This is a genomic window from Stenotrophomonas sp. YJH_SMC_80, from assembly GCF_059372495.1.
The window spans coordinates 37869-56704 of record NZ_JCAFVP010000015.1 but is presented as its reverse complement, the minus strand read 5'-3'; the positions used below and the strand labels follow the sequence as shown (position 1 = coordinate 56704).

Genomic DNA, 18836 nt, shown 5'->3' with positions numbered 1-18836 from the left:
TGCTGCATCCTCTAATGTGTGCTTTGAACGAACGCGGTCAGACTGCTGCCGCGCCGCCGACGATTTCGGAGATTTCCTGGGTGATCGCTGCCTGGCGCGCCTTGTTGTAGACGAGCTGCAGGGTGCCGATCAGCTTGTTGGCGTTGTCGCTCGCCGCCTTCATCGCAACCATGCGTGCCGCATGCTCGGAGGCGACGTTTTCCAGCAGTGCCTGGTACACCAGCGACTCGATGTAACGCGTCATCACGTGCTCGAGCACGGTCGCGGCATCGGGTTCGTACAGGTAGTCCCAGTCGTGGTGAGCGACCTGCTTCTCAGCCGGCGGCAGCGGCAGCAGCTGATCGAAGCTGGCCTTCTGCACCATGGTGTTCACGAAGCGGTTGTAGACCAGGTACACGCGGTCGATCTTGCCTTCGGTGAAGGCGTCGAGCATGACCTTGATCACACCGATCAGCGATTCCAGCTTCGGCACGTCGCCGATGTGGGTCACGCTGCCGACCATGTTGACCTTCACGCGGCGGAAGAAGGTCGAAGCCTTCTGGCCGATGGTCACCAGGTCCACTTCCGCACCCTTGTCCTGCCATGCCTTGGCTTCGCCCAGCATCTTGCGGAACAGGTTGTTGTTCAGGCCGCCGGCCAGACCGCGATCGGAGGAGATCACGATGAAGCCGACCCGCTTGACCTGCTCGCGCTCGACCAGGAACGGATGCTGGTAGTCGGTGCTGGCCTGGGCCAGGTGACCGATCACCTGCTTCATCGCCTGCGCGTACGGACGCGAGGTCTTCATCCGATCCTGCGCCTTGCGGATCTTGGAGGCCGAGACCATTTCCAGGGCGCGCGTCACCTTGCGGGTGTTCTGCACGCTCTTGATCTTGGTTTTGATTTCGCGTCCGCTTGCCATCTCTTGTTTCCCGTGGCGCGGGGCTGCTGCCCCGCGTTGTTCAACCGTTTGTCATCTGGTCCAGCGGAGCCAGCGGCTCCGCTCTACAGGACCGCGATTACCAGCTGCCGGTGGTCTTGAACTCGGCGATGCCCTTCTTGAAGGCACCTTCGATGTCGTTGTCCCAACCGCCGGTGGCGTTGACCTTGCTGACCAGCTCGCCCTGGGTGTTGGCGAAGTGGGCGTGCAGGCCTTCTTCGAACGCTAGCAGCTTGTTGACCGGCACGTCGTCGAGGTAACCCTCGTTGACGGCGTAGATCGACAGTGCCTGGTTGGCGATCGACATCGGCGCGTACTGCTTCTGCTTCATCAGCTCGGTGACGCGCTGGCCACGCTCCAGCTGCTTGCGGGTCGCTTCGTCCAGGTCCGAGGCGAACTGCGCGAACGCAGCCAGCTCGCGGTACTGGGCCAGCGAGATACGGATGCCGCCGGACAGCTTCTTGATGATCTTGGTCTGGGCCGAGCCGCCGACGCGCGACACCGAGATACCGGCGTTCACGGCCGGGCGGATGCCGGCGTTGAACAGGTCGGTTTCCAGGAAGATCTGGCCGTCGGTGATCGAGATCACGTTGGTCGGAACGAAGGCGGACACGTCGCCGGCCTGGGTTTCGATGATCGGCAGCGCGGTCAGCGAACCGGTCTTGCCGGTGACCTTGCCTTCGGTGAACTTCTCGACGTATTCCTCGGACACGCGGGCAGCGCGCTCGAGCAGACGGGAGTGCAGGTAGAACACGTCACCCGGGTAGGCTTCGCGGCCCGGCGGGCGCTTCAGCAGCAGCGAGATCTGGCGGTAGGCGACAGCCTGCTTGGACAGATCGTCGTACACGATCAGCGCGTCTTCGCCGCGGTCCATGAAGTACTCACCCATGGTGCAGCCCGAGTAGGCGCTGATGTACTGCATGGCAGCCGATTCGGAAGCGGTCGCGGCCACCACGATGGTGTGGGCCAGCGCGCCGTTCTCTTCCAGCTTGCGCACGATGTTGGCGATGGTCGAAGCCTTCTGGCCGATCGCAACGTACACGCACTTGATGCCGGTGCCCTTCTGGTTGATCACCGCATCGATCGCCATCGCGGTCTTGCCGGTCTGGCGGTCACCGATGATCAGCTCGCGCTGGCCACGGCCGATCGGGATCATCGAGTCGACCGACTTGTAGCCGGTCTGCACCGGCTGGTCGACCGACTTGCGCCAGATCACGCCCGGCGCAACACGCTCCACCGGAGCGGTCAGGTCGGTGCCCAGCGGGCCCTTGCCGTCGATCGGCTCGCCCAGCGCGTTCACGACGCGGCCCAGCAGTTCCGGACCGACCGGCACTTCCAGGATGCGGCCGGTGGTCTTGGCGACGTCGCCTTCGCGCAGGTGCTCGTAGTCACCCAGCACCACGGCGCCGACCGAGTCGCGCTCCAGGTTCAGGGCGAGGGCGAAGGTGTTGTTCGGCAGTTCGATCATTTCGCCCTGCATCACGTCGGCCAGACCGAAGATGCGCACGATGCCGTCGGACACGCTGGTCACGGTGCCTTCGTTGCGCGATTCCGCGGCCAGCTTGACCTTCTCGATGCGGTTCTTGATCAGTTCGCTGATTTCGGAGGGGTTGAGCGTGGTTGCCATCGTCAAGTCCTAGTGCCGGCAGCGGGGCCGGACGTTAAATGAATTCAGTTAGCGAGCGCGGTCTGCAGACGGGCCAGCTTGCCCTTCAGCGAACCATCGATGACCACGTCGCCGGCGTCGATCACGGCGCCGCCGATCAGCGAGGCATCGACCGCGGTGGTCACGTCGACCTCGCGGTTGAAGCGCTTGCGCAGCGCGACCTTGATCGCGTCCAGCTCACCGGCCGACAGTTCGGCGGCCGAGGTGACGGTGGCCTTGACCACGTGCTCGGCTTCGGCGCGCAGGGCGTCGAACATGCCGGAAATCTCCGGCAGCAGCGGCAGACGATGCGATTCGGCCAGGATGGCCAGGAAGCGCGAGTAGGTCTCGCCGTGGGACACCGGCGCCAGCAGGGCGACGGCGTCGTCACGACCCAGCTCCGGGTTGGCGAGCAGGGCCGCCACGCGCGGGTCGGCGGCGACGTGGGCGGAGAACGCCAGGGCGTCCGACCACGGCGCGAACGCGCCTTCGTCGCGCGCGGTCGCGAACGCGGCGCGGGCGTACGGGCGGGCAAGCGTGAGGGCCTGGCTCATCCTTAGATCTCCGAGGCCAGCTCGTCGAGCAGCGCCTTGTGGGCGTTGGCGTCGATTTCGCGCTTGAGCAGCTTTTCGGCACCGGTCACGGCCAGCGCGGACACCTGCTTGCGCAGATCTTCACGGGCACGGTTGGCGGCGGCGTCGATTTCAGCCTGGGCCAGTTCCTTCTGACGGGTGGCTTCGGTGATCGCTTCGTTACGCGCAGCATCAACGATCTGGTTGGCACGCGCGTGGGCCTGATCGATGATCTCGTTGGCCTTGGTGCGTGCTTCCTTCAGCGCTTCGTTGACCTTCTCCTGCGCCTGGGCCAGATCTTTCTGGCTGCGGTCGGCAGCAGCGAGGCCTTCAGCAATCTTCTGCTGGCGCTCTTCGATCGCGTTCATCAGCGGCGGCCAGATCTTGGTCGCGATGATCCAGATCAGACCAGCGAAGGCCAGCGCCTGCGCAAGAAGGGTGAAATTGATATTCATGGTTAGCTCGATCGCTGGTTTCGGGGTGGACGCGCCGCCGTAGCGGCACATCCGGCCTTCATCCGAAACCGGGTGCATCAGCACCCGGTCGTCTCAAACCGCTGTATCAGCCGGCCAGAGCCTTGGTGACGGCGCCAGCGAAGGCAGCCGACAGCGGGTTGGCGAAGGCCAGCAGCAGGCCAACGGCGACCGAGATGATGAACGCGGCGTCGATCAGGCCGGCGGTGATGAACATGCGGACCTGCAGGACCGGGATCAGTTCCGGCTGGCGGGCGGCCGACTCCAGGAACTTACCAGCCATGATGGCCAGACCCAGACCGGCGCCCAGCGCGGCCAGGCCGATCATGATGCCGACGGCAAGGGCGGTGGAGCTCTGAATCTGCGCGAAGTTGGTCAGGACGGCGAAGTACATGGTTATCTCCAGGAACTTAAGTTGCTAAGGGTGATGAAACGGATGAAGGTTGAAACGCGTTGAAGCTTGAAACTCAGTGAGCGTCTTCCGACAGGCTCAGGTACACGATCGACAGCATCATGAAGATGAAGGCCTGCAGCGGGATCACCAGCAGGTGGAACAGCATCCAGCCGAGGCCGAACACACCACCGGCAATGGCACCGAAGAAACCGGCACCACCCAGCACCCAGATCAGCAGGAACACGATTTCGCCGCCGAACATGTTGCCGAACAGTCGCATCGCCAGCGAGATCGGCTTGCTCAGCCACTCGACGATGTTGAGGATCAGGTTGAACGGCATCATCCACTTGCCGAACGGGGCCGTCAGGAATTCCTTGATGAAGCCGCCCAGGCCCTTGGACTTGAGCGCGAAGAACAGCATCAGGAAGAACACGCTGATGGCCATGCCCAGGGTGGCATTGACGTCAGCGGTCGGCACCGGCTTCCAGTAGTGCACGCCCGCCCATTCCAGCGGCTTGGCGATGAAATCGGCCGGGATCATCTTCAGCAGATTCATTAGCAGAATCCAGAAGAAGATGGTGATGGCGATCGGCGTGACCAGCTTGCTCTTGCCGTGGTAGGTGTCCTTGGCCTGGCGGTCGACGAACTCCAGGCAGATTTCAACGAAGGCCTGCCACTTGCCCGGCACGCCGGCGGTGGCCTTGCGGGTGCCCAGCCAGAACGCGACAACGATCACCAGGCCCATCAGGACCGCGGTGAGGAAGGTATCGACGTGGATATGCCAGAACATACCCTCACCCTTGCCGACCGGCGCGGTCAGGTTGTGCAGGTGATGCTGGATGTAGCTGGTAGGGGTTAGAGCCTCGCCCGCCATGTGTCCGGAACCTTCAGTTAATTGAATTCTGTCAACGCCTGGCCATCGCCAGGACCTGGAACATCAAGCCGACGGCGATACCGGCCAACAGCGCCAATGCAGGCAGCTTGAAGACCAGGAACCCCACCAGCAGGACGCCGAAAACCACGACCCACTTGGCCACGATCGCAATGATCAGGCGAGCCATCGCCGATCCTGCGGCCAGTGCCCCACCGCCCAGTGCCATCCGTGCCGCCACCCAGCCACCGGCCGAAATGGCCACACCGGACGCCAGCGCGCCGAGGGCGTATTTCGGACCTACCAGCAGGAAGGCCAGGGCCAGGACAGCCACTGCGGCCAGCGGGTAGACCGCGGCGCGCAGCATCAGTCGCCGACCCGCATCAACGGAGTTCAGCACAGGACGTCCCGCGTGGTTGCAAGTGGAGGGCTGAGGCGGCTACAGCAGGGGGGCCTCATCGAGCCGCCAAATTATAGCAATGGGACAATTTGCGAGACAACCGCTCCCTGTTCATCCCTGGAAGCCGCAAGTTGCGGTAACGGTTACATTTTTGCGTGCCACCACGGGGACAATGACGTCCGCACCATGTTGCGACGCACTATTGAACTTTGGTCGCAGGCTGCGGAACTTTCGTCAGACATGCCGGTCCGATCATTCGACCTGCCTGCAGCATCCTCGTCGGCTCCGCCCCGCAGGTCCCACGATGGCCCCGAAGCCCGGCTCCGGGGCCATCTTTTTGCATCGTCGCGACAGCACTGAACCGTACACATGCCATGGACCATACGTTCACGCATGGTGGACGGGCCTGTCCGGCACAGTGGCCTTCATTCTGATGAACCACTGCAAGGACTCTTCGATGCGCCCCGTACCCACCCTGCTCGCCCTCTCCCTGCTCGCTGCCGGCGCCTCGTTCGCCAATGCGGCCCACGCCGCCGAAGGCGATGACCGCTTTGCCATCCGTCTGGGTGCGATGAACATCGATTCGGACAACACCCTCCGCGGCAGCACCACCGTGGCCGGCCAGGACATCTCCCTGAACCAGGACTTCAAGCTGGGTGGCAAGGAATGGGAGCCGCGCATCGACGGCATGTTCCGCATCAGCAACCGTCAGCGCCTCCTGTTCAACTACTTCAAGTACGACAAGGACCGCCGCGAGACCCTCGACCAGGGCATTTCCTTCGGCGGTGAGAACGTGCCGGCCGGCAGCTTCGTGAAGGGTGAGCTGAAGTACCAGGTGGCCAGCCTGGTCTATGACTACTCGGTGGTTGATACCGACACCTTCGACCTCGGCCTGCAGATCGGTGGCGAGTACGCCAAGGTCAGCACCAAGGGCTACGCCGACCTGGGCACGGTGTACGAAGGCCAGTTCCTCGACGAGAAGGCCGATGGCGTGGCACCTGTGGTGGGCGCCCGCATGACCTTCACGCCGTCCGAGCGCTGGATGATCACGCTGCAGGGCCAGTACCTCAACACGCGCTGGGGCAGCTTCGATGACTACAAGGGCGACCTGAGCCGCGCCAATGCCATCGTCGATTACCGCTTCACCAAGAACTTCGGTGTGTTCGCCGGCTACGACTGGTTCAAGCTGGACGTGGACAAGAAGGGCAGCGACGGTACTGTCGGCCTGAAGCAGGAATTCAAGGGCCCGGTGGCCGGTATCAGCTTCGTGTTCTGATCCCCCGCCCCTTCCACGGCACCCTCTCTCCTGGCGCGGCCTCCGGAACATCGGGGCCGCGTTTTTTGTGGGTTCCTGTCAGAAGAGCAGAAGCGGGTTGGTCGAGCGCTTGAGGGAGCGTGTCAGGCGTCCAGACGGCCTGGCCGGTGGCTCTCGACTGTCCGCAAGCCGAGCCACTGCGCGGGTGGCGGGCGTTTCGACAAAGTAAAGGAGGAGGCGACCGCCACAGGCGGGCGACGGGGGACATTTGTCGAAATGCCTGCCACCCGCGCAGTGGCCCGGACCCTCGCGATGACAACAGCCGAAGACATTCCTGCAGCCAACAAAAAACCCCGGCAGAAACCGGGGCTTTTCGTTCGGAACGGCGCGGGCGCCTTACTTCTTCTTCGGCATGTACAGATCGGTGATCGTGCCGTCGTAGATTTCCGACGCCATCGCCACCGACTCGCTCAGCGTCGGATGGGCATGGATGGTGTGGCCGATGTCTTCGGCTTCGGCACCCATCTCGATGGCCAGGCCGATCTCGGCCAGCAGGTCACCGGCGTGCACGCCGACGATCGCACCGCCGATGATGCGGTGGGTTTCTTCGTCGAAGATCAGCTTGGTGAAGCCCTCGGTGCGGCCGATGCCGATCGCGCGGCCACTGGCGGCCCACGGGAACTTGGCCACGCCGACCTTCAGGCCCTTGGCCTTGGCTTCGGTCTCGGTCACGCCAACCCAGGCGATTTCCGGGTTGGTATAGGCCACCGACGGAATCACGCGGGCGACCCACTCCTTCTTGTGGCCGGCTGCCACTTCAGCGGCCAGCTTGCCCTCGTGCGTGGCCTTGTGGGCCAGCATCGGGTTGCCGACGATGTCGCCGATGGCAAAGATGTGCGGCACGTTGGTGCGCATCTGGCGGTCGACCGGGATGAAGCCACGGTCGGTGACCTGCACGCCGGCCTTCTCGGCATCGATCTTCCTGCCGTTCGGCGAACGGCCCACGGCCACCAGCACGCGGTCGAAGGTGCCCTGCGCCAGCGCAGGCGCCTGGCCTTCCTCGGCGGCGTCGAAGGTGACGGTGATGCCCTTGGCATCGGCGGTGACGCCCGAGGCCTTGGTCTTCAGGTGCACTTCGATGCCCTGCTTCTTCAGGCGGTCGGCCAGTGGCTTGACCAGGTCCTTGTCGGCGCCCGGCATCAGCTGGTCCATGAACTCGACCACGGTGACCTTGCTGCCCAGCGCGCTGTACACGGTGGCCATTTCCAGGCCGATGATGCCGCCGCCGACGACCAGCAGCGAGCCCGGCACTTCGGCCAGCTCCAGCGCGTCGGTGGAATCCATCACGCGCTTGTCGTCCCACGGGAAGTTCGGCAGTTTCACCGCCTGCGAACCGGCGGCGATGATGCACTTCTGGAAGCGCAGCAGCTGGGTGCTGCCGTCAGCAGCGGTGATTTCCAGCTCGTTGGCCGAGATGAACTTGCCGACGCCCTGCACGTTGCGGACCTTGCGCTGCTTGGCCATGCCGGCCAGGCCCTTGGTCAGCTGGTTGACGACCTTTTCCTTGTACTGGCGCAGCTTGTCCAGGGTGATGGTCGGCTTGCCGAACTCGACGCCGAAATCACCGGCATGGGCCACTTCGTCGATGACCGCTGCGGCGTGCAGCAGCGCCTTGGACGGAATGCAACCCACGTTGAGGCAGACGCCGCCGAGGCTGGCGTAGCGTTCGACCAGCACCGTATCCAGACCGACGTCGGCAGCGCGGAAGGCGGCGGTGTAGCCGCCCGGGCCCGAGCCCAGCACGACCATCTCGCATTCGATGTCGGCCGGCTTGCCGCTGGACAGCGCCGGCTTCGGCGCAGCCGGTTCGGCCGGGGCGCGGTGCGACGGGGTCACCGGCGGCTTGCTGGCCGGAGCGGCTGCAGCCGGAGCCGGCGCAGCGGCCTTGGCCGGGGCTTCGGCGGCGCCTTCAGCGTCCAGCACCACGACCACGGCGCCTTCGGACAGGGTGTCGCCCAGCTTGACCTTGATTTCCTTGACCACGCCGGCAGCCGAGGACGGCACTTCCAGGGTGGCCTTGTCCGATTCCAGGGTCACCAGACCCTGGTCCTTCTTCACCGTGTCGCCGACGGCGACCAACACTTCGATCACCGGCACATCGCTGTAATCGCCGATGTCGGGAACCTTGACTTCAATCGTGGCCATGGTGGGTTTTCCTCATGCCCGCCCGGCATGGCCGGTGGGCTGTCACTGCATCTGTTCACGCGGCCGCGCCAGGGGCTGCGGCCGCACGGTGGGGGCGAAGCGGGTGCCTTACAGCAGCACGCGGCGCATGTCGGCCAGTACCTGGGACAGGTACGTGGTGAAGCGTGCGGCCAGGGCGCCGTCGATGACGCGGTGGTCGTAGCTCAGCGACAGCGGCAGCATCAGCTTCGGTGCGAATTCCTTGCCGTTCCAGACCGGCTGGATGGACGACTTGGAGACGCCGAGGATGGCCACTTCCGGTGCATTGACGATCGGGGTGAACGCGGTGCCGCCGATGCCGCCCAGCGAGCTGATCGAGAAGCAGCCGCCGCTCATGTCGGCCGGGCCGAGCTTGCCGTCGCGAGCCTTCTTGGCCAGTTCGCCGGTTTCCTGCGCGATCTGCACCACGCCCTTTTTGTCCACGTCGCGGATCACCGGCACGACCAGGCCGTTCGGCGTGTCGGCGGCGAAGCCGATGTGGAAGTACTTCTTCAGGGTCAGGTTTTCACCGCTGGCATCGAGCGAGGCGTTGAACTCCGGGAACTTCTTCAGCGCTGCGGCGCTGGCCTTGATCAGGAAGGCGAGCATGGTCAGCTTGATGCCGGCCTTCTCGTTCTCCTTGTTCAGCGCCACGCGCAGGCCTTCCAGGTCGGTGATGTCGGCCTGCTCGAACTGGGTGACGTGCGGGATCATCGCCCAGTTGCGGGCCAGGTTCGCACCCGAGATCTTCTTGATGCGCGACAGCGGCTGCACTTCGGTCTCGCCGAACTTGCTGAAGTCGACCTTCGGCCACGGCAGCAGGTTCAGGCCACCACCGGCAGCGACAGCAGCACCGCCGGCAGCCGGCACGCCACCACTGAGCGCGGCCTTGACGAACTTCTGCACGTCACCCTTGGTGATGCGGCCACCCTTCTCGGTGCCGTTGATCTGCAGCAGGTCCACGCCCAGTTCGCGGGCGAACACACGCACCGCCGGGGTGGCATACGGCACCTTGGCCGGCAGCACGCCATCGGCGTTGAACTGCACCGGCGGGCTGGACGGGGTACCGGCCGAGGCGATCTCGCGGGCCGCCAGCTTGTCCGGCTGCACCGGCACAGCGACCGGCTCGACCTTGGTGGCGGTCTCGGCGGCAGCCGGAGCGGCCGCAGCGGCCGCCTTGGTCGGCGCCGGCGCGGCAGCGCCCTCGGCCTCGATGATGGCGACCACATTGCCCTGCGACAGAGTGTCGCCGACCTTGACCTTGATCTCCTTGACCACGCCGGCCACCGACGACGGCACTTCCATGGTGGCCTTGTCGCTTTCCAGCGTGACCAGGCCCTGGTCCTTCTTGACCGTGTCGCCGACGGCGACCAGCACTTCGATGACCGGAATGCCGGCGTAGTCGCCGATATCCGGCACCAGCGCTTCAACCGCACCACCGCTGGCAGCCGGGGCGGCCGGCGCAGCTGCGGCCGGGGCCGGTGCGCTCTGGGTGGCGGCAGCCGGGGCAGCGGCCTTGGCCGGTGCCGGCGCGGCAGCCGCCGGCTTGGCGGCTTCGGCTTCGCCTGCGGCCACTTCGATCAGGGCCACGACCTTGCCTTCGGACAGGCTGTCGCCGACCTTGACCTTCAGTTCCTTGACCACGCCAGCCACCGAGGACGGCACTTCCATGGTCGCCTTGTCGCTTTCCAGCGTCACCAGGCCCTGGTCCTTCTTGACCGTGTCGCCGACGGCGACAAGCACCTCGATTACCGGGATATCGCTGTAGTCACCGATATCGGGGACAAGTGCTTCCTTGATTTCGGCCATGGGGATAACTCCGGCAATCTGGTGTAGGGAAACGTCTATTGTGCGGCCAGCGGGGTCCAGCGCCAACCGTTACAGGTGTTTTCAGTACGCACGCAGCCGGGACAGGCTGTTGCCCATGGGTCGCGGCCGCGACCAGTCGGTAGCGTATTGTCCGGACGATGTCCGCTTCATGTCGCCCGCGCGTCGGCCACCGGCTGCCAGGCCTGGCGCAGGCGCGGCAACGACCACGCCGCATTGGCAGGGCTGGTCGACGGCAATGCGACCAGCTTCGGCGGGGTTTCCAGCCGTGGCAGCACCCAGCGCTGGAATGCCTGCAGCGAGGCACCACCATTGCAGCCGATCAGCTTCAGCTCAGGCAGCGTGGCGATCAGTTCCGGCAGCGCATTGGCCACTTCCGTGCCACGCACGATGTCGGCATCCAGGCTGCCGCGCCGCTCGCAGCGGCCGATCACATCCCACAGGCCGATGCCCGCGGCGTTCAACGCCTGCAGCCGTTGCACATAGGGCAGAGCCGCGTCGAAACCGCAGATATCGGCCATCAGCGGCCAGAAGCGGTTGCGCGGATGCGCGTAGTAACGCTGCTCCTGGAGGGATGCCACGCCTGGCATCGAACCCAGCAGCAGCACCCTGCAATCCACGTTCACCTGCGCTTGCAGGCCGACGCACAGCGTTGCCGCGCTCACATCTTCTCCAACTGAATGAATGCCACTGACGACCAGAAACCCCATGGATACAGGCTTTTCGCGCTGATCGCTGAACAAGGAAAACTATTTTTTAACGCGCGTCGGATTCGATTCATGTTGAGGCGACTACGGTGTGCTCGCCCCGCAACCGGGGGCCCAAAACAAGAAACATTAGGAGATACCCCCATGCGCTCCATCCGTATCCTGAGTCTCGCCCTGCTGACCTCCGCCGCCTTCGCGCCGGCCGCTTTCGCCCAGGACAGCAGCTCCACCGATACCGCTTCGGGCAAGCATTTTGCCGTGGTTGGCGGCGTCGCGCTGCTGCAGCCGAAGAATGATCCGATCGACGGCATCAAGAAGGTCGATGGTGGCCCGGCGCCGACCGTCAGCTTCAGCTACTACGTCAACGACAACTGGGCCGTTGAACTGTGGGGCGCCGCCGACAAGTTCGACCACAAGGTGAAGGGCCCGAACAATGCCCGCCTGGGCAACGTCGAGCAGCAGCCGGTCGCGCTGAGCGGCCAGTACCACTTCGGCCAGGCTGACAACGTGTTCCGTCCGTTCGTGGGCGTGGGCTACTACCAGTCCAGCTTCAGCAATGAAACGCTGGCCGACGGCAGCAGCTCCGACATCCGCCTCAAGGACGCCAAGGGCGTGATCGGCACCGTCGGCGTGGACATGAACATCAACTCCACCTGGTTCGCCCGTGCCGATGCCCGCTACATGCGTTCGCGTCCGGACGTGAAGGTCGGCGGCGAGAAGATCGGCGAAGCCAAGATGGATCCGTGGACCGTCGGCTTCGGCATCGGTGCCCGCTTCTGATCCAGGCAGCACCGGCTTCACTGATGTAACGCGACGGGCCCTGCGGGGCCCGTCGTCGTTTCCGTCACCCGCGTTCTGTAGAGTCGACTGTCAGTCGACTGCTCTTTCAAAAGTCGAGCATGGCTCGACTCTACAAAAGGCAGTCAACTGTCAGTCGACTCTACGCACACACAGGACACGGAGACGCGATGGACGACGTCGACCTGCTGGTGATCGGTGGCGGCATCAACGGCGCCGGCATCGCCCGCGATGCGGCCGGCCGCGGCCTGCGGGTGCTGTTGTGCGAGCAGGATGACCTGGCCGCACACACCTCCAGCGCCAGCAGCAAACTGATCCACGGCGGCCTGCGCTACCTTGAACAGGGCGAGTTCGGACTGGTGCGCAAGGCACTGGGTGAACGCGAAGTGGTGCGGCGCCAGGCCCCCCATCTGGTCCGTCCGTTGCGCTTCGTGCTGCCATGGGAACCCCACCTGCGACCGCGCTGGATGCTGCGCGCGGGCCTGTGGCTGTATGACCATCTGGGCCGGCGCAGCCCGAGTTTTCCCGCCTCGCGCGCACTGGACCTGCAACGCGACCCGCTTGGCCCCTGGCTCTCCCCGGCGCTGCGGCAGGCCTTCAGCTACGCCGATGCGCAGGTCGATGACGCGCGGCTGGTACTGCTCAATGCGCTGGATGCCGCCCGGCGTGGCGCACGGGTACATGTGCGCAGCCGCTGCATTGAACTGCGCCCTGTGCTGGGCCGTTGGCAGGCCACGCTGGAAGCCACCGACGGCCGGCAGCAAACGGTGATCGCCCAGGCCGTTGCCAATGCAGCCGGCCCTTGGGCAGGAGGCCTGCTGGAACGTATGCAGGCGCGCGATGGCGGCCCCGCCCTGCGCCTGGTACAGGGCAGCCACATCGTGCTGCGCCGGCCCTGGCCCGACGACAGCGCCTGCCTGCTTCAGCAGCCCGATGGCCGCGTGGTGTTCCTGCTGCCGTTCGCCCACGACCACCTGCTGGTCGGCACCACCGACACCGACTACCGTGGCGACCCGGCCCGGTGCAGCGTGCTGCCTTCGGAGGTGGCTTACCTGTGCGAGGCCGCCAACCACTACCTGCGCGAGCCGATCACCCCGCAGGACGTGGTCTGGCAGTTCGCAGGGGTACGCCCGCTACTTGCCGATCCAGATCCGCGTGCAGCGAAGCTGAGCCGTGACTACCGCCTGCAGTTGCAGTCCGACCCGGCGCCCGCGCTGCATGTGCTGGGCGGCAAGCTGACCACGTACCGCGTGCTGGCCGAAGAAGCGCTGGACCTGCTGCGCCCCGCCCTGCCGCAGATGGGACCGGCATGGACGGCAACGGGCCACCCACTGCCGGGCAGCGACTGGGGCGACGCCACGCAGGCGTGCTCGCGCCTGCAGGCACTGGCACCGTGGCTGCCCGCAGAGATTGCGCGCCGCTGGGCCGGCGCCTACGGCAGCCGCAGCGCGGAGCTGCTGCACGGCCTGAGGGGTGTGAACGATCTCGGCGAGGACTTTGGCGGCGGCCTGCATGCGCGGGAAGTGGCTTTCCTGCGCGACCACGAATGGGCGCGTAGCGCCGAGGACGTGCTGTGGCGGCGGAGCAAGCTGGGGCTGCGGCTGGATGCGGCGCAGGTGGCGCGGCTGCAGGCGTGGATGGGGGGTCGGATCCCTTTCCCAGGGAAAGGGCTCTGACCCCCCGTGTTGCCACGTGTGCCAACCAAGGTTGGCAGCTACCAGGGTGGCCGCGCGCGACGCGATCGATGCATTAGGATTTCCCCATCGCCACCGGAGACGCTGCATGACGCCCCGCTACGTGCTGGCCATCGACCAGGGCACCACCAGTTCGCGCGCGATCCTGTTCGACCGTGCTGGCGACATCGTCGGCAGTGCGCAGCGCGAGTTCGCGCAGATCTTCCCGCAGCCCGGCTGGGTCGAGCATGACCCGCGCGAGATCCTCACCAGTGTCTATGCCACGCTGACCGAACTGCTCAGCCGCGAACAGATCGACCCGCGTCATATCGCCGCGCTGGGCATCACCAACCAGCGCGAGACCACCGTGGTCTGGGACCGCGCCACCGGCCAGCCGATCCACAACGCCATCGTCTGGCAGTCGCGGCAGAGCCATGCCATCTGCGAGCGACTGAAGTGCGACGGGCATGAGGCACTGGTCCGCGAAGGCACCGGCCTGCTGATCGACGCCTATTTTTCCGCCACCAAGGTGCGCTGGATCCTCGACCACGTGGAAGGTGCGCAGCAACGCGCCGAGCGTGGCGAGCTGCTGTTCGGCACCATTGACAGCTGGCTGGTATGGAACCTCAGTGGCGGCCAGGCGCATGTGACCGACTACAGCAACGCCGCACGCACGCTGTTGTTCAACATCCACACGCTGGACTGGGATGACGACCTGCTGGCGCTGCTGGACATACCCCGCGCGATGCTGCCGCAGGTGCGCGATTCCAGCACGGTGTATGCGCACACCCGGCCGCAGTTCTTCTTCGACCACCCGATCCCGATCGCCGGCATCGCCGGAGACCAGCAGGCGGCGCTGTTCGGCCAGGCCTGCTTCCAGCCGGGCATGGTCAAGAACACCTATGGCACCGGCTGCTTCATGCTGATGCACACCGGCACGCAGGCGGTGCGCTCGCGCAACGGCCTGCTGACCACCATTGCCTGGGGCCTGGACGGGCGCGTGGAATATGCACTCGAAGGCTCGATCTTCATCGCCGGCTCGGTGGTGCAGTGGCTGCGTGACGGCCTGCGCATGATCGAGCGTGCCAGCGACAGCCAGGCACTGGCCGCGCAGGTGCCGGACAGCGGCGGCGCGTATCTGGTGCCAGCATTCGTCGGCCTGGGCGCGCCCTACTGGCGCAGCGATGTGCGCGGCGCGATGTTCGGCCTGACCCGTGGCACCCGCAAGGCACACTTCGTGCGTGCCGCGCTGGAGGCGATGGCCTACCAGACCCGCGACGTGCTTGATGCGATGCAGTCCGATGCGGGCATCGCGCTGACCGAACTGCGCGCCGACGGCGGTGCGATCGGCAACGATTTCCTGGCCGGCTTCCAGGCCGACATCCTTGGGGTGCCTCTGCTGCGGCCGCGGCTGACCGAGACCACCGCGCTGGGCGCGGCCTACCTGGCCGGTCTGGCCGTCGGGTTCTGGTCCAGCCGCGAGCAGATCGCCGCGCAATGGGGCCTGGACCGGCGCTTCGAGCCACAGATGGAAGTGGCGCGGCGCGAGAAACTCTATGCAGGCTGGCAGCAGGCCGTGGCGGCCACCCTCGCCTTCCACGTCGACTGAAGGTCGTGCCGGCCGCTGGCCGGCAACCCCATGATCCTTGGCGGCGTTTGCAGATTGCCGGCCAGTGGCCGGCACGACCGCATGGCCAGAACGTCCGTAGCGCCGGTCAGAACGCCGGCAGCACCGCGCCCTTGTACCTGGTCTCGATGAAAGCCTTCACCTGCGGGCTGGTCAGGGCCTTGGCCAGCTTCTGCACGCGGGCGTCGTCCTTGTTGTCCGGCCGCGCGACCAGGAAGTTCACGTACGGCGAGTCCTTGCTCTCGATCGCCAGTGCATCCTTGGTCGGGTTGAGGCCCGCATCCAGCGCGTAGTTGGTGTTGATCAGGGCCAGGTCGACCTGGTCCAGCACGCGCGGCAGCATCGCCGAGTCCAGCTCGCGGAACTTCAGGTTCTTCGGGTTGGCGGTGATGTCACGCAGGGTCGACAGCGCGTTGGCCGGATCCTTCAGCTCGATCACGCCGGCCTTGTGCAGCAGGATCAGCGCGCGGCTGTTGTTGCTCGGGTCGTTCGGGATCACCACGTCGGCACCGTCGCGCAGCTCGGCCAGCGACTTGACCTTGCGCGAATAGGCACCGAACGGCTCGATATGCACGCCGATCACCTTCACCAGATCGGTCTTGCGATCGCGGTTGTAGGCATCCAGGTACGGCTCGGTCTGGAAGTAGTTGGCGTCCACCTGCTTCTGCACCAGCTGGTCGTTGGGCTGCACGTAGTCGTTGAACACGCGCACGTCCAGGTCCACGCCTTCCTGCTTGAGGATCGGCTTGACCACCTCAAGGATCTCGGCATGCGGCACGGCCGTGGCGGCCACCACCAGCTTCTGCGAGGGCTCGCCGGACTTGCCGCAGGCGGTCAGGGCCAGCGCAGCGGCGAGCAGGGGCAGCAACAGGGTCTTCTTCATGGGCGGAGGAGTTCTCGGGGGGAGTGTCAGGATTTTTCGTAGTTGCTCAGGGCCAGCTCAAGCAGCGCCTTGGCCTGCTCGCGCAGCATCACCGGCTCGACGATTTCGGCATCCGAGCCGTAGTGCAGCACGTCCATCAGCAGTTCGCGTGAGACGCTGTACGGCACCTTCAGTTCATAGCGGCCATCGGCAAGGAAGCGGCCCTGCTGCTTGGAGTGCCAATGCTCGTCGGCCACCCAGCGCGCGGCCTTGGCACTGAACAGGATGGTCGCCCAGCCCTTCGGCGCACCGGAGAAGATGCCGTAGCTGGCACCCAGCTGCTCGTCCAGCTCGCTGTCGGCGACGTCACGCGCAGTACTGTCGACCACGCGCGCCTTGTGGATGCGGTCCACGGCGAAGCTGCGCAGGGCTTCGCGGTCATGGTCCCAGGCATCCAGGTACCAGTTGTCGCGGTAATGGGTCAGGCGCTGCGGCGAGACGGTGCGCTTGGTCGGCTCGTCGGTGGAACGGGCACGGTACTCGAACGCCAGCTGGCGGCGCTCCAGCACCGCCGAGGCCACGCTGCGGAAGCTGCCTTCATCGAACTTGCGGCCGCGGTGCGGGATTACCCGCACACGGTCCACCGGCCAGTTGGAGACACCGGCCTGGGCAGCCAGCAGGCTCTCGATACGCTGCTGCAGCGGCGCCAGCACCGAGGACAGCACGCCGCCGCCGGTACGCGCCAGCAGGTGCTGCGAGGCCAGCAGGGCGTGCAGCTCCTCCGAGCTGAGCCACAGGCCAGGCAGTTCGAAGCGGTCGCTCTCGTCGGCCTGGTAGCGGAAGCCGGCCTCGCCGTCGCCCTCGATCGGTGCCATCAGCGCATCGCGCAGGAAGGCCAGGTCGCGGTAGACGGTGGCACGGGAACAACCGAGCTTGTCCTGCAGGGTCGCCACCGTCACCGGATAGCGCGCGGACTTGAGCAGACGATGCAGGGCGGTGATGCGTTCGTATCGGTCCATACCCCCGATTATGTCCGAGTCGCGGGTCTTGTGTGGGACGTTTGGGCTATCGTGGTCGCCCCCACCCCCATGGAATGCCCGATGCGCCGGTTGCCCGCCCTGTCCCTGCTGGTCTGCCTGCTGCTGGCTGCCTGCGATCGCGCACCGGCGCCGGCCAGGACCGAAGCCCCCGTGCCCGCGGCAGATCCGGCCCAGGCCGTACTGGGCGCCAGCCAACGCTTTGCTGCCCTGGGCAGTTTCCATGCCGAGCTGGAGGTGCTGGGCGCGCCGCAGCCGGTGCGCAGTGCCATGGACTTCGTCGCTCCCGACCGCTTCCGGGTGCAGACCCCGGGCGGGCCGCAGACGATCATTGGCGACACCATGTTCCTGCAGGCCGACGGTGCGATCCGCCAGGTTCCCACCCCGCCGGGCCTGCTGGAGCAGTGGCGCAATCCCTTGCCGGCCGACGCCCTGCCTGCCGAGCTGCAGGCCGAAGACCTGGGCAGCCAATCGCTGGATGGAGTCGAGACCCGTCACTACCGCCTGCGCGGCGCGCAGGCCGGCGAACGCCTGGAGTACTGGGTGGACGCCCAGGGCCTGCCACGGCAGATCGTGCGCAGCGGCAGCAGCAATGGCCGCAGTTTCCAGCTGCGCCTGCGCTATTCGCGCTTCAACGACCCGGCATTGCGTATCGATCTGCCCTGAATAGGCGTCCGCGGCAACGTCTGCTGAAGCGCGCCTTGGATCGATTCTGACCGCCATCACGCTTCCAGTATCATCACCGGCTGTCAACCGCTTCGGAGAAGCCCCGATGTCCCTGCGCGTGTCCCTGCTGATCCCCCTGCTGCTGTGCGCGCCGCTCGCGTATGCACAGGATGCCTCCGAACTGGCGGCGATGTCTTCGCCGTGGAGCGGCAGCGGCGGCGAGCTCGGCTTCGCCTCGGCACGCGGCAACAGCAGCACCGAGAGCTTCAACGGCCGCCTGCGCCTGCGCTACACCGACGGCGACTGGGTGCACAGCATGGACCTGGCCGGCCTGCGTTCCAGCTCCAAGGTGACCGAGACCCGCGACGACGGCACCACCACCCGCCGCAACAACACCACCGCCAACCGCTACACCGGCAGTGCCGGCAGCGCGCTGCAGCTGGGCGAGCACCGCCAGCTGACGGCCACGGTGCGTACAGAGCGCGACGACTTCGCCACCTACGACCGCCAGAGCTCGTTCGGTCTGGGTTACGGCACCCGCCTGTGGAACACCGAGCGCTTCTCGTTCGACGCGCAGATCGGCCCCGGTGTGCGCCGCACCCACAGCACCGAGGACGACCGCACCCGCACCGGCATGATCGGCCGCGGCCTGTTCGACATGAAGTACTCGCTGACCGACAACACCGACCTGGTCAACACCCTGCTGGTCGAATCCGGTTCGTACAACACCTTCGGCCAGAACGACTTCGGCGTGTCGGTGAGCATGAACGAGCACCTGGCGCTGAAGGCCGGCTGGCAGGCGCGTTACAACAGTGACGTGGCCGAGGACAAGCGCAAGACCGATACGCTGACCACGATGAACGTGGTCTACAAGTTCAAGTAAGAAA

The 18836-nt window shown here is 65.8% G+C and carries 18 protein-coding genes; 6 read left to right on the top strand and 12 right to left on the bottom strand.

Annotated elements, in window-relative coordinates:
- Window positions 1–37 precede the first annotated feature (37 nt).
- The 7 genes from atpG to AC5P99_RS18555 form a co-directional block, all read right to left on the bottom strand.
- Window positions 38–901, bottom strand: a complete 864-nt coding sequence (gene atpG, locus AC5P99_RS18585) for a F0F1 ATP synthase subunit gamma (RefSeq protein WP_005411129.1) — start codon at window positions 899–901, stop codon at window positions 38–40.
- A 97-nt stretch (window positions 902–998) separates the two neighbouring features.
- The gene (gene atpA, locus AC5P99_RS18580) at window positions 999–2546 is read right to left on the bottom strand and encodes a F0F1 ATP synthase subunit alpha (protein ID WP_005411130.1); all 1548 of its coding nucleotides are present in this window, start codon (window positions 2544–2546) and stop codon (window positions 999–1001) included.
- 44 nt (window positions 2547–2590) lie between these two features.
- Window positions 2591–3118 (bottom strand): F0F1 ATP synthase subunit delta, encoded by a 528-nt coding sequence (locus tag AC5P99_RS18575; RefSeq protein ID WP_005411131.1) that lies wholly within the window; start codon window positions 3116–3118, stop codon window positions 2591–2593.
- A 2-nt stretch (window positions 3119–3120) separates the two neighbouring features.
- Window positions 3121–3591: a F0F1 ATP synthase subunit B gene (locus AC5P99_RS18570; protein WP_005419512.1), complete on the bottom strand. Its 471-nt coding sequence runs from the start codon at window positions 3589–3591 to the stop codon at window positions 3121–3123.
- Window positions 3592–3697: 106 nt separating this feature from the next.
- A complete protein-coding gene (gene atpE, locus AC5P99_RS18565) occupies window positions 3698–4003 on the bottom strand; it encodes a F0F1 ATP synthase subunit C (RefSeq protein WP_005411133.1) in 306 nt (101 codons plus the stop codon).
- A gap of 73 nt (window positions 4004–4076) precedes the next feature.
- Entirely contained in the window at window positions 4077–4877 is an 801-nt protein-coding gene (atpB, locus tag AC5P99_RS18560; protein WP_005411134.1) for a F0F1 ATP synthase subunit A, read from the bottom strand.
- A gap of 31 nt (window positions 4878–4908) precedes the next feature.
- Window positions 4909–5274 carry a hypothetical protein gene (locus AC5P99_RS18555; protein WP_006394654.1) on the bottom strand — a complete coding sequence of 122 codons (366 nt, stop codon included), beginning with the start codon at window positions 5272–5274 and terminating at the stop codon, window positions 4909–4911.
- A 457-nt stretch (window positions 5275–5731) separates the two neighbouring features.
- Here AC5P99_RS18555 and AC5P99_RS18550 point away from each other — a divergent pair, with 457 nt between their 5' ends.
- Entirely contained in the window at window positions 5732–6550 is an 819-nt protein-coding gene (locus tag AC5P99_RS18550) for a hypothetical protein (RefSeq protein ID WP_032967007.1), read from the top strand.
- A 375-nt stretch (window positions 6551–6925) separates the two neighbouring features.
- Here AC5P99_RS18550 and lpdA read toward each other — a convergent pair whose 3' ends face one another.
- The 3 genes from lpdA to AC5P99_RS18535 all read right to left on the bottom strand — a co-directional run bounded on the left by lpdA (window position 6926) and on the right by AC5P99_RS18535 (window position 11244).
- Window positions 6926–8734 carry a dihydrolipoyl dehydrogenase gene (lpdA, locus tag AC5P99_RS18545; protein ID WP_033833955.1) on the bottom strand — a complete coding sequence of 603 codons (1809 nt, stop codon included), beginning with the start codon at window positions 8732–8734 and terminating at the stop codon, window positions 6926–6928.
- Between the two features lie 108 nt (window positions 8735–8842).
- Window positions 8843–10561: a dihydrolipoyllysine-residue acetyltransferase gene (aceF, locus tag AC5P99_RS18540; RefSeq protein ID WP_049450400.1), complete on the bottom strand. Its 1719-nt coding sequence runs from the start codon at window positions 10559–10561 to the stop codon at window positions 8843–8845.
- 167 nt (window positions 10562–10728) lie between these two features.
- The gene (locus tag AC5P99_RS18535) at window positions 10729–11244 is read right to left on the bottom strand and encodes a DNA-deoxyinosine glycosylase (RefSeq protein ID WP_005411139.1); all 516 of its coding nucleotides are present in this window, start codon (window positions 11242–11244) and stop codon (window positions 10729–10731) included.
- 186 nt (window positions 11245–11430) lie between these two features.
- On the opposite strand from AC5P99_RS18535, the gene AC5P99_RS18530 reads away from it, so the two are divergent.
- The 3 genes from AC5P99_RS18530 (at window position 11431) to glpK (ending at window position 15366) form a co-directional block, all read left to right on the top strand.
- Entirely contained in the window at window positions 11431–12066 is a 636-nt protein-coding gene (locus tag AC5P99_RS18530) for an OmpW/AlkL family protein (protein ID WP_495213417.1), read from the top strand.
- A 188-nt stretch (window positions 12067–12254) separates the two neighbouring features.
- Entirely contained in the window at window positions 12255–13760 is a 1506-nt protein-coding gene (gene glpD / locus AC5P99_RS18525; RefSeq protein WP_049450398.1) for a glycerol-3-phosphate dehydrogenase, read from the top strand.
- A gap of 106 nt (window positions 13761–13866) precedes the next feature.
- The gene (glpK, locus tag AC5P99_RS18520) at window positions 13867–15366 is read left to right on the top strand and encodes a glycerol kinase GlpK (protein ID WP_495213416.1); all 1500 of its coding nucleotides are present in this window, start codon (window positions 13867–13869) and stop codon (window positions 15364–15366) included.
- A 106-nt stretch (window positions 15367–15472) separates the two neighbouring features.
- Here glpK and AC5P99_RS18515 read toward each other — a convergent pair whose 3' ends face one another.
- Together AC5P99_RS18515 and AC5P99_RS18510 are read right to left on the bottom strand one after the other, a co-directional pair.
- A complete protein-coding gene (locus AC5P99_RS18515; protein WP_012481327.1) occupies window positions 15473–16267 on the bottom strand; it encodes a MetQ/NlpA family ABC transporter substrate-binding protein in 795 nt (264 codons plus the stop codon).
- 26 nt (window positions 16268–16293) lie between these two features.
- Window positions 16294–17265: a helix-turn-helix transcriptional regulator gene (locus tag AC5P99_RS18510; protein WP_005411144.1), complete on the bottom strand. Its 972-nt coding sequence runs from the start codon at window positions 17263–17265 to the stop codon at window positions 16294–16296.
- Between the two features lie 81 nt (window positions 17266–17346).
- On the opposite strand from AC5P99_RS18510, the gene AC5P99_RS18505 reads away from it, so the two are divergent.
- Both AC5P99_RS18505 and AC5P99_RS18500 read left to right on the top strand, forming a co-directional pair.
- Window positions 17347–17949 carry a LolA-like protein gene (locus tag AC5P99_RS18505; RefSeq protein ID WP_049450396.1) on the top strand — a complete coding sequence of 201 codons (603 nt, stop codon included), beginning with the start codon at window positions 17347–17349 and terminating at the stop codon, window positions 17947–17949.
- 106 nt (window positions 17950–18055) lie between these two features.
- A complete protein-coding gene (locus AC5P99_RS18500) occupies window positions 18056–18832 on the top strand; it encodes a DUF481 domain-containing protein (RefSeq protein ID WP_005411146.1) in 777 nt (258 codons plus the stop codon).
- Window positions 18833–18836: the final 4 nt, after the last annotated feature.

Coding starts and splice junctions, on each gene's coding strand:
- AC5P99_RS18570 (WP_005419512.1), bottom strand. CDS start 3,591: ATGAATATCAATTTCACCCTTCTTGCGCAGGCGCTGGCCTTCGCTGGT.
- AC5P99_RS18510 (WP_005411144.1), bottom strand. CDS start 17,265: ATGGACCGATACGAACGCATCACCGCCCTGCATCGTCTGCTCAAGTCC.
- lpdA (WP_033833955.1), bottom strand. CDS start 8,734: ATGGCCACGATTGAAGTCAAGGTTCCCGACATCGGCGATTACAGCGAT.
- AC5P99_RS18500 (WP_005411146.1), top strand. CDS start 18,056: ATGTCCCTGCGCGTGTCCCTGCTGATCCCCCTGCTGCTGTGCGCGCCG.
- aceF (WP_049450400.1), bottom strand. CDS start 10,561: ATGGCCGAAATCAAGGAAGCACTTGTCCCCGATATCGGTGACTACAGC.
- AC5P99_RS18575 (WP_005411131.1), bottom strand. CDS start 3,118: ATGAGCCAGGCCCTCACGCTTGCCCGCCCGTACGCCCGCGCCGCGTTC.
- AC5P99_RS18505 (WP_049450396.1), top strand. CDS start 17,347: ATGCGCCGGTTGCCCGCCCTGTCCCTGCTGGTCTGCCTGCTGCTGGCT.
- glpK (WP_495213416.1), top strand. CDS start 13,867: ATGACGCCCCGCTACGTGCTGGCCATCGACCAGGGCACCACCAGTTCG.
- atpG (WP_005411129.1), bottom strand. CDS start 901: ATGGCAAGCGGACGCGAAATCAAAACCAAGATCAAGAGCGTGCAGAAC.
- AC5P99_RS18530 (WP_495213417.1), top strand. CDS start 11,431: ATGCGCTCCATCCGTATCCTGAGTCTCGCCCTGCTGACCTCCGCCGCC.
- AC5P99_RS18515 (WP_012481327.1), bottom strand. CDS start 16,267: ATGAAGAAGACCCTGTTGCTGCCCCTGCTCGCCGCTGCGCTGGCCCTG.
- atpA (WP_005411130.1), bottom strand. CDS start 2,546: ATGGCAACCACGCTCAACCCCTCCGAAATCAGCGAACTGATCAAGAAC.
- atpE (WP_005411133.1), bottom strand. CDS start 4,003: ATGTACTTCGCCGTCCTGACCAACTTCGCGCAGATTCAGAGCTCCACC.
- atpB (WP_005411134.1), bottom strand. CDS start 4,877: ATGGCGGGCGAGGCTCTAACCCCTACCAGCTACATCCAGCATCACCTG.
- glpD (WP_049450398.1), top strand. CDS start 12,255: ATGGACGACGTCGACCTGCTGGTGATCGGTGGCGGCATCAACGGCGCC.
- AC5P99_RS18550 (WP_032967007.1), top strand. CDS start 5,732: ATGCGCCCCGTACCCACCCTGCTCGCCCTCTCCCTGCTCGCTGCCGGC.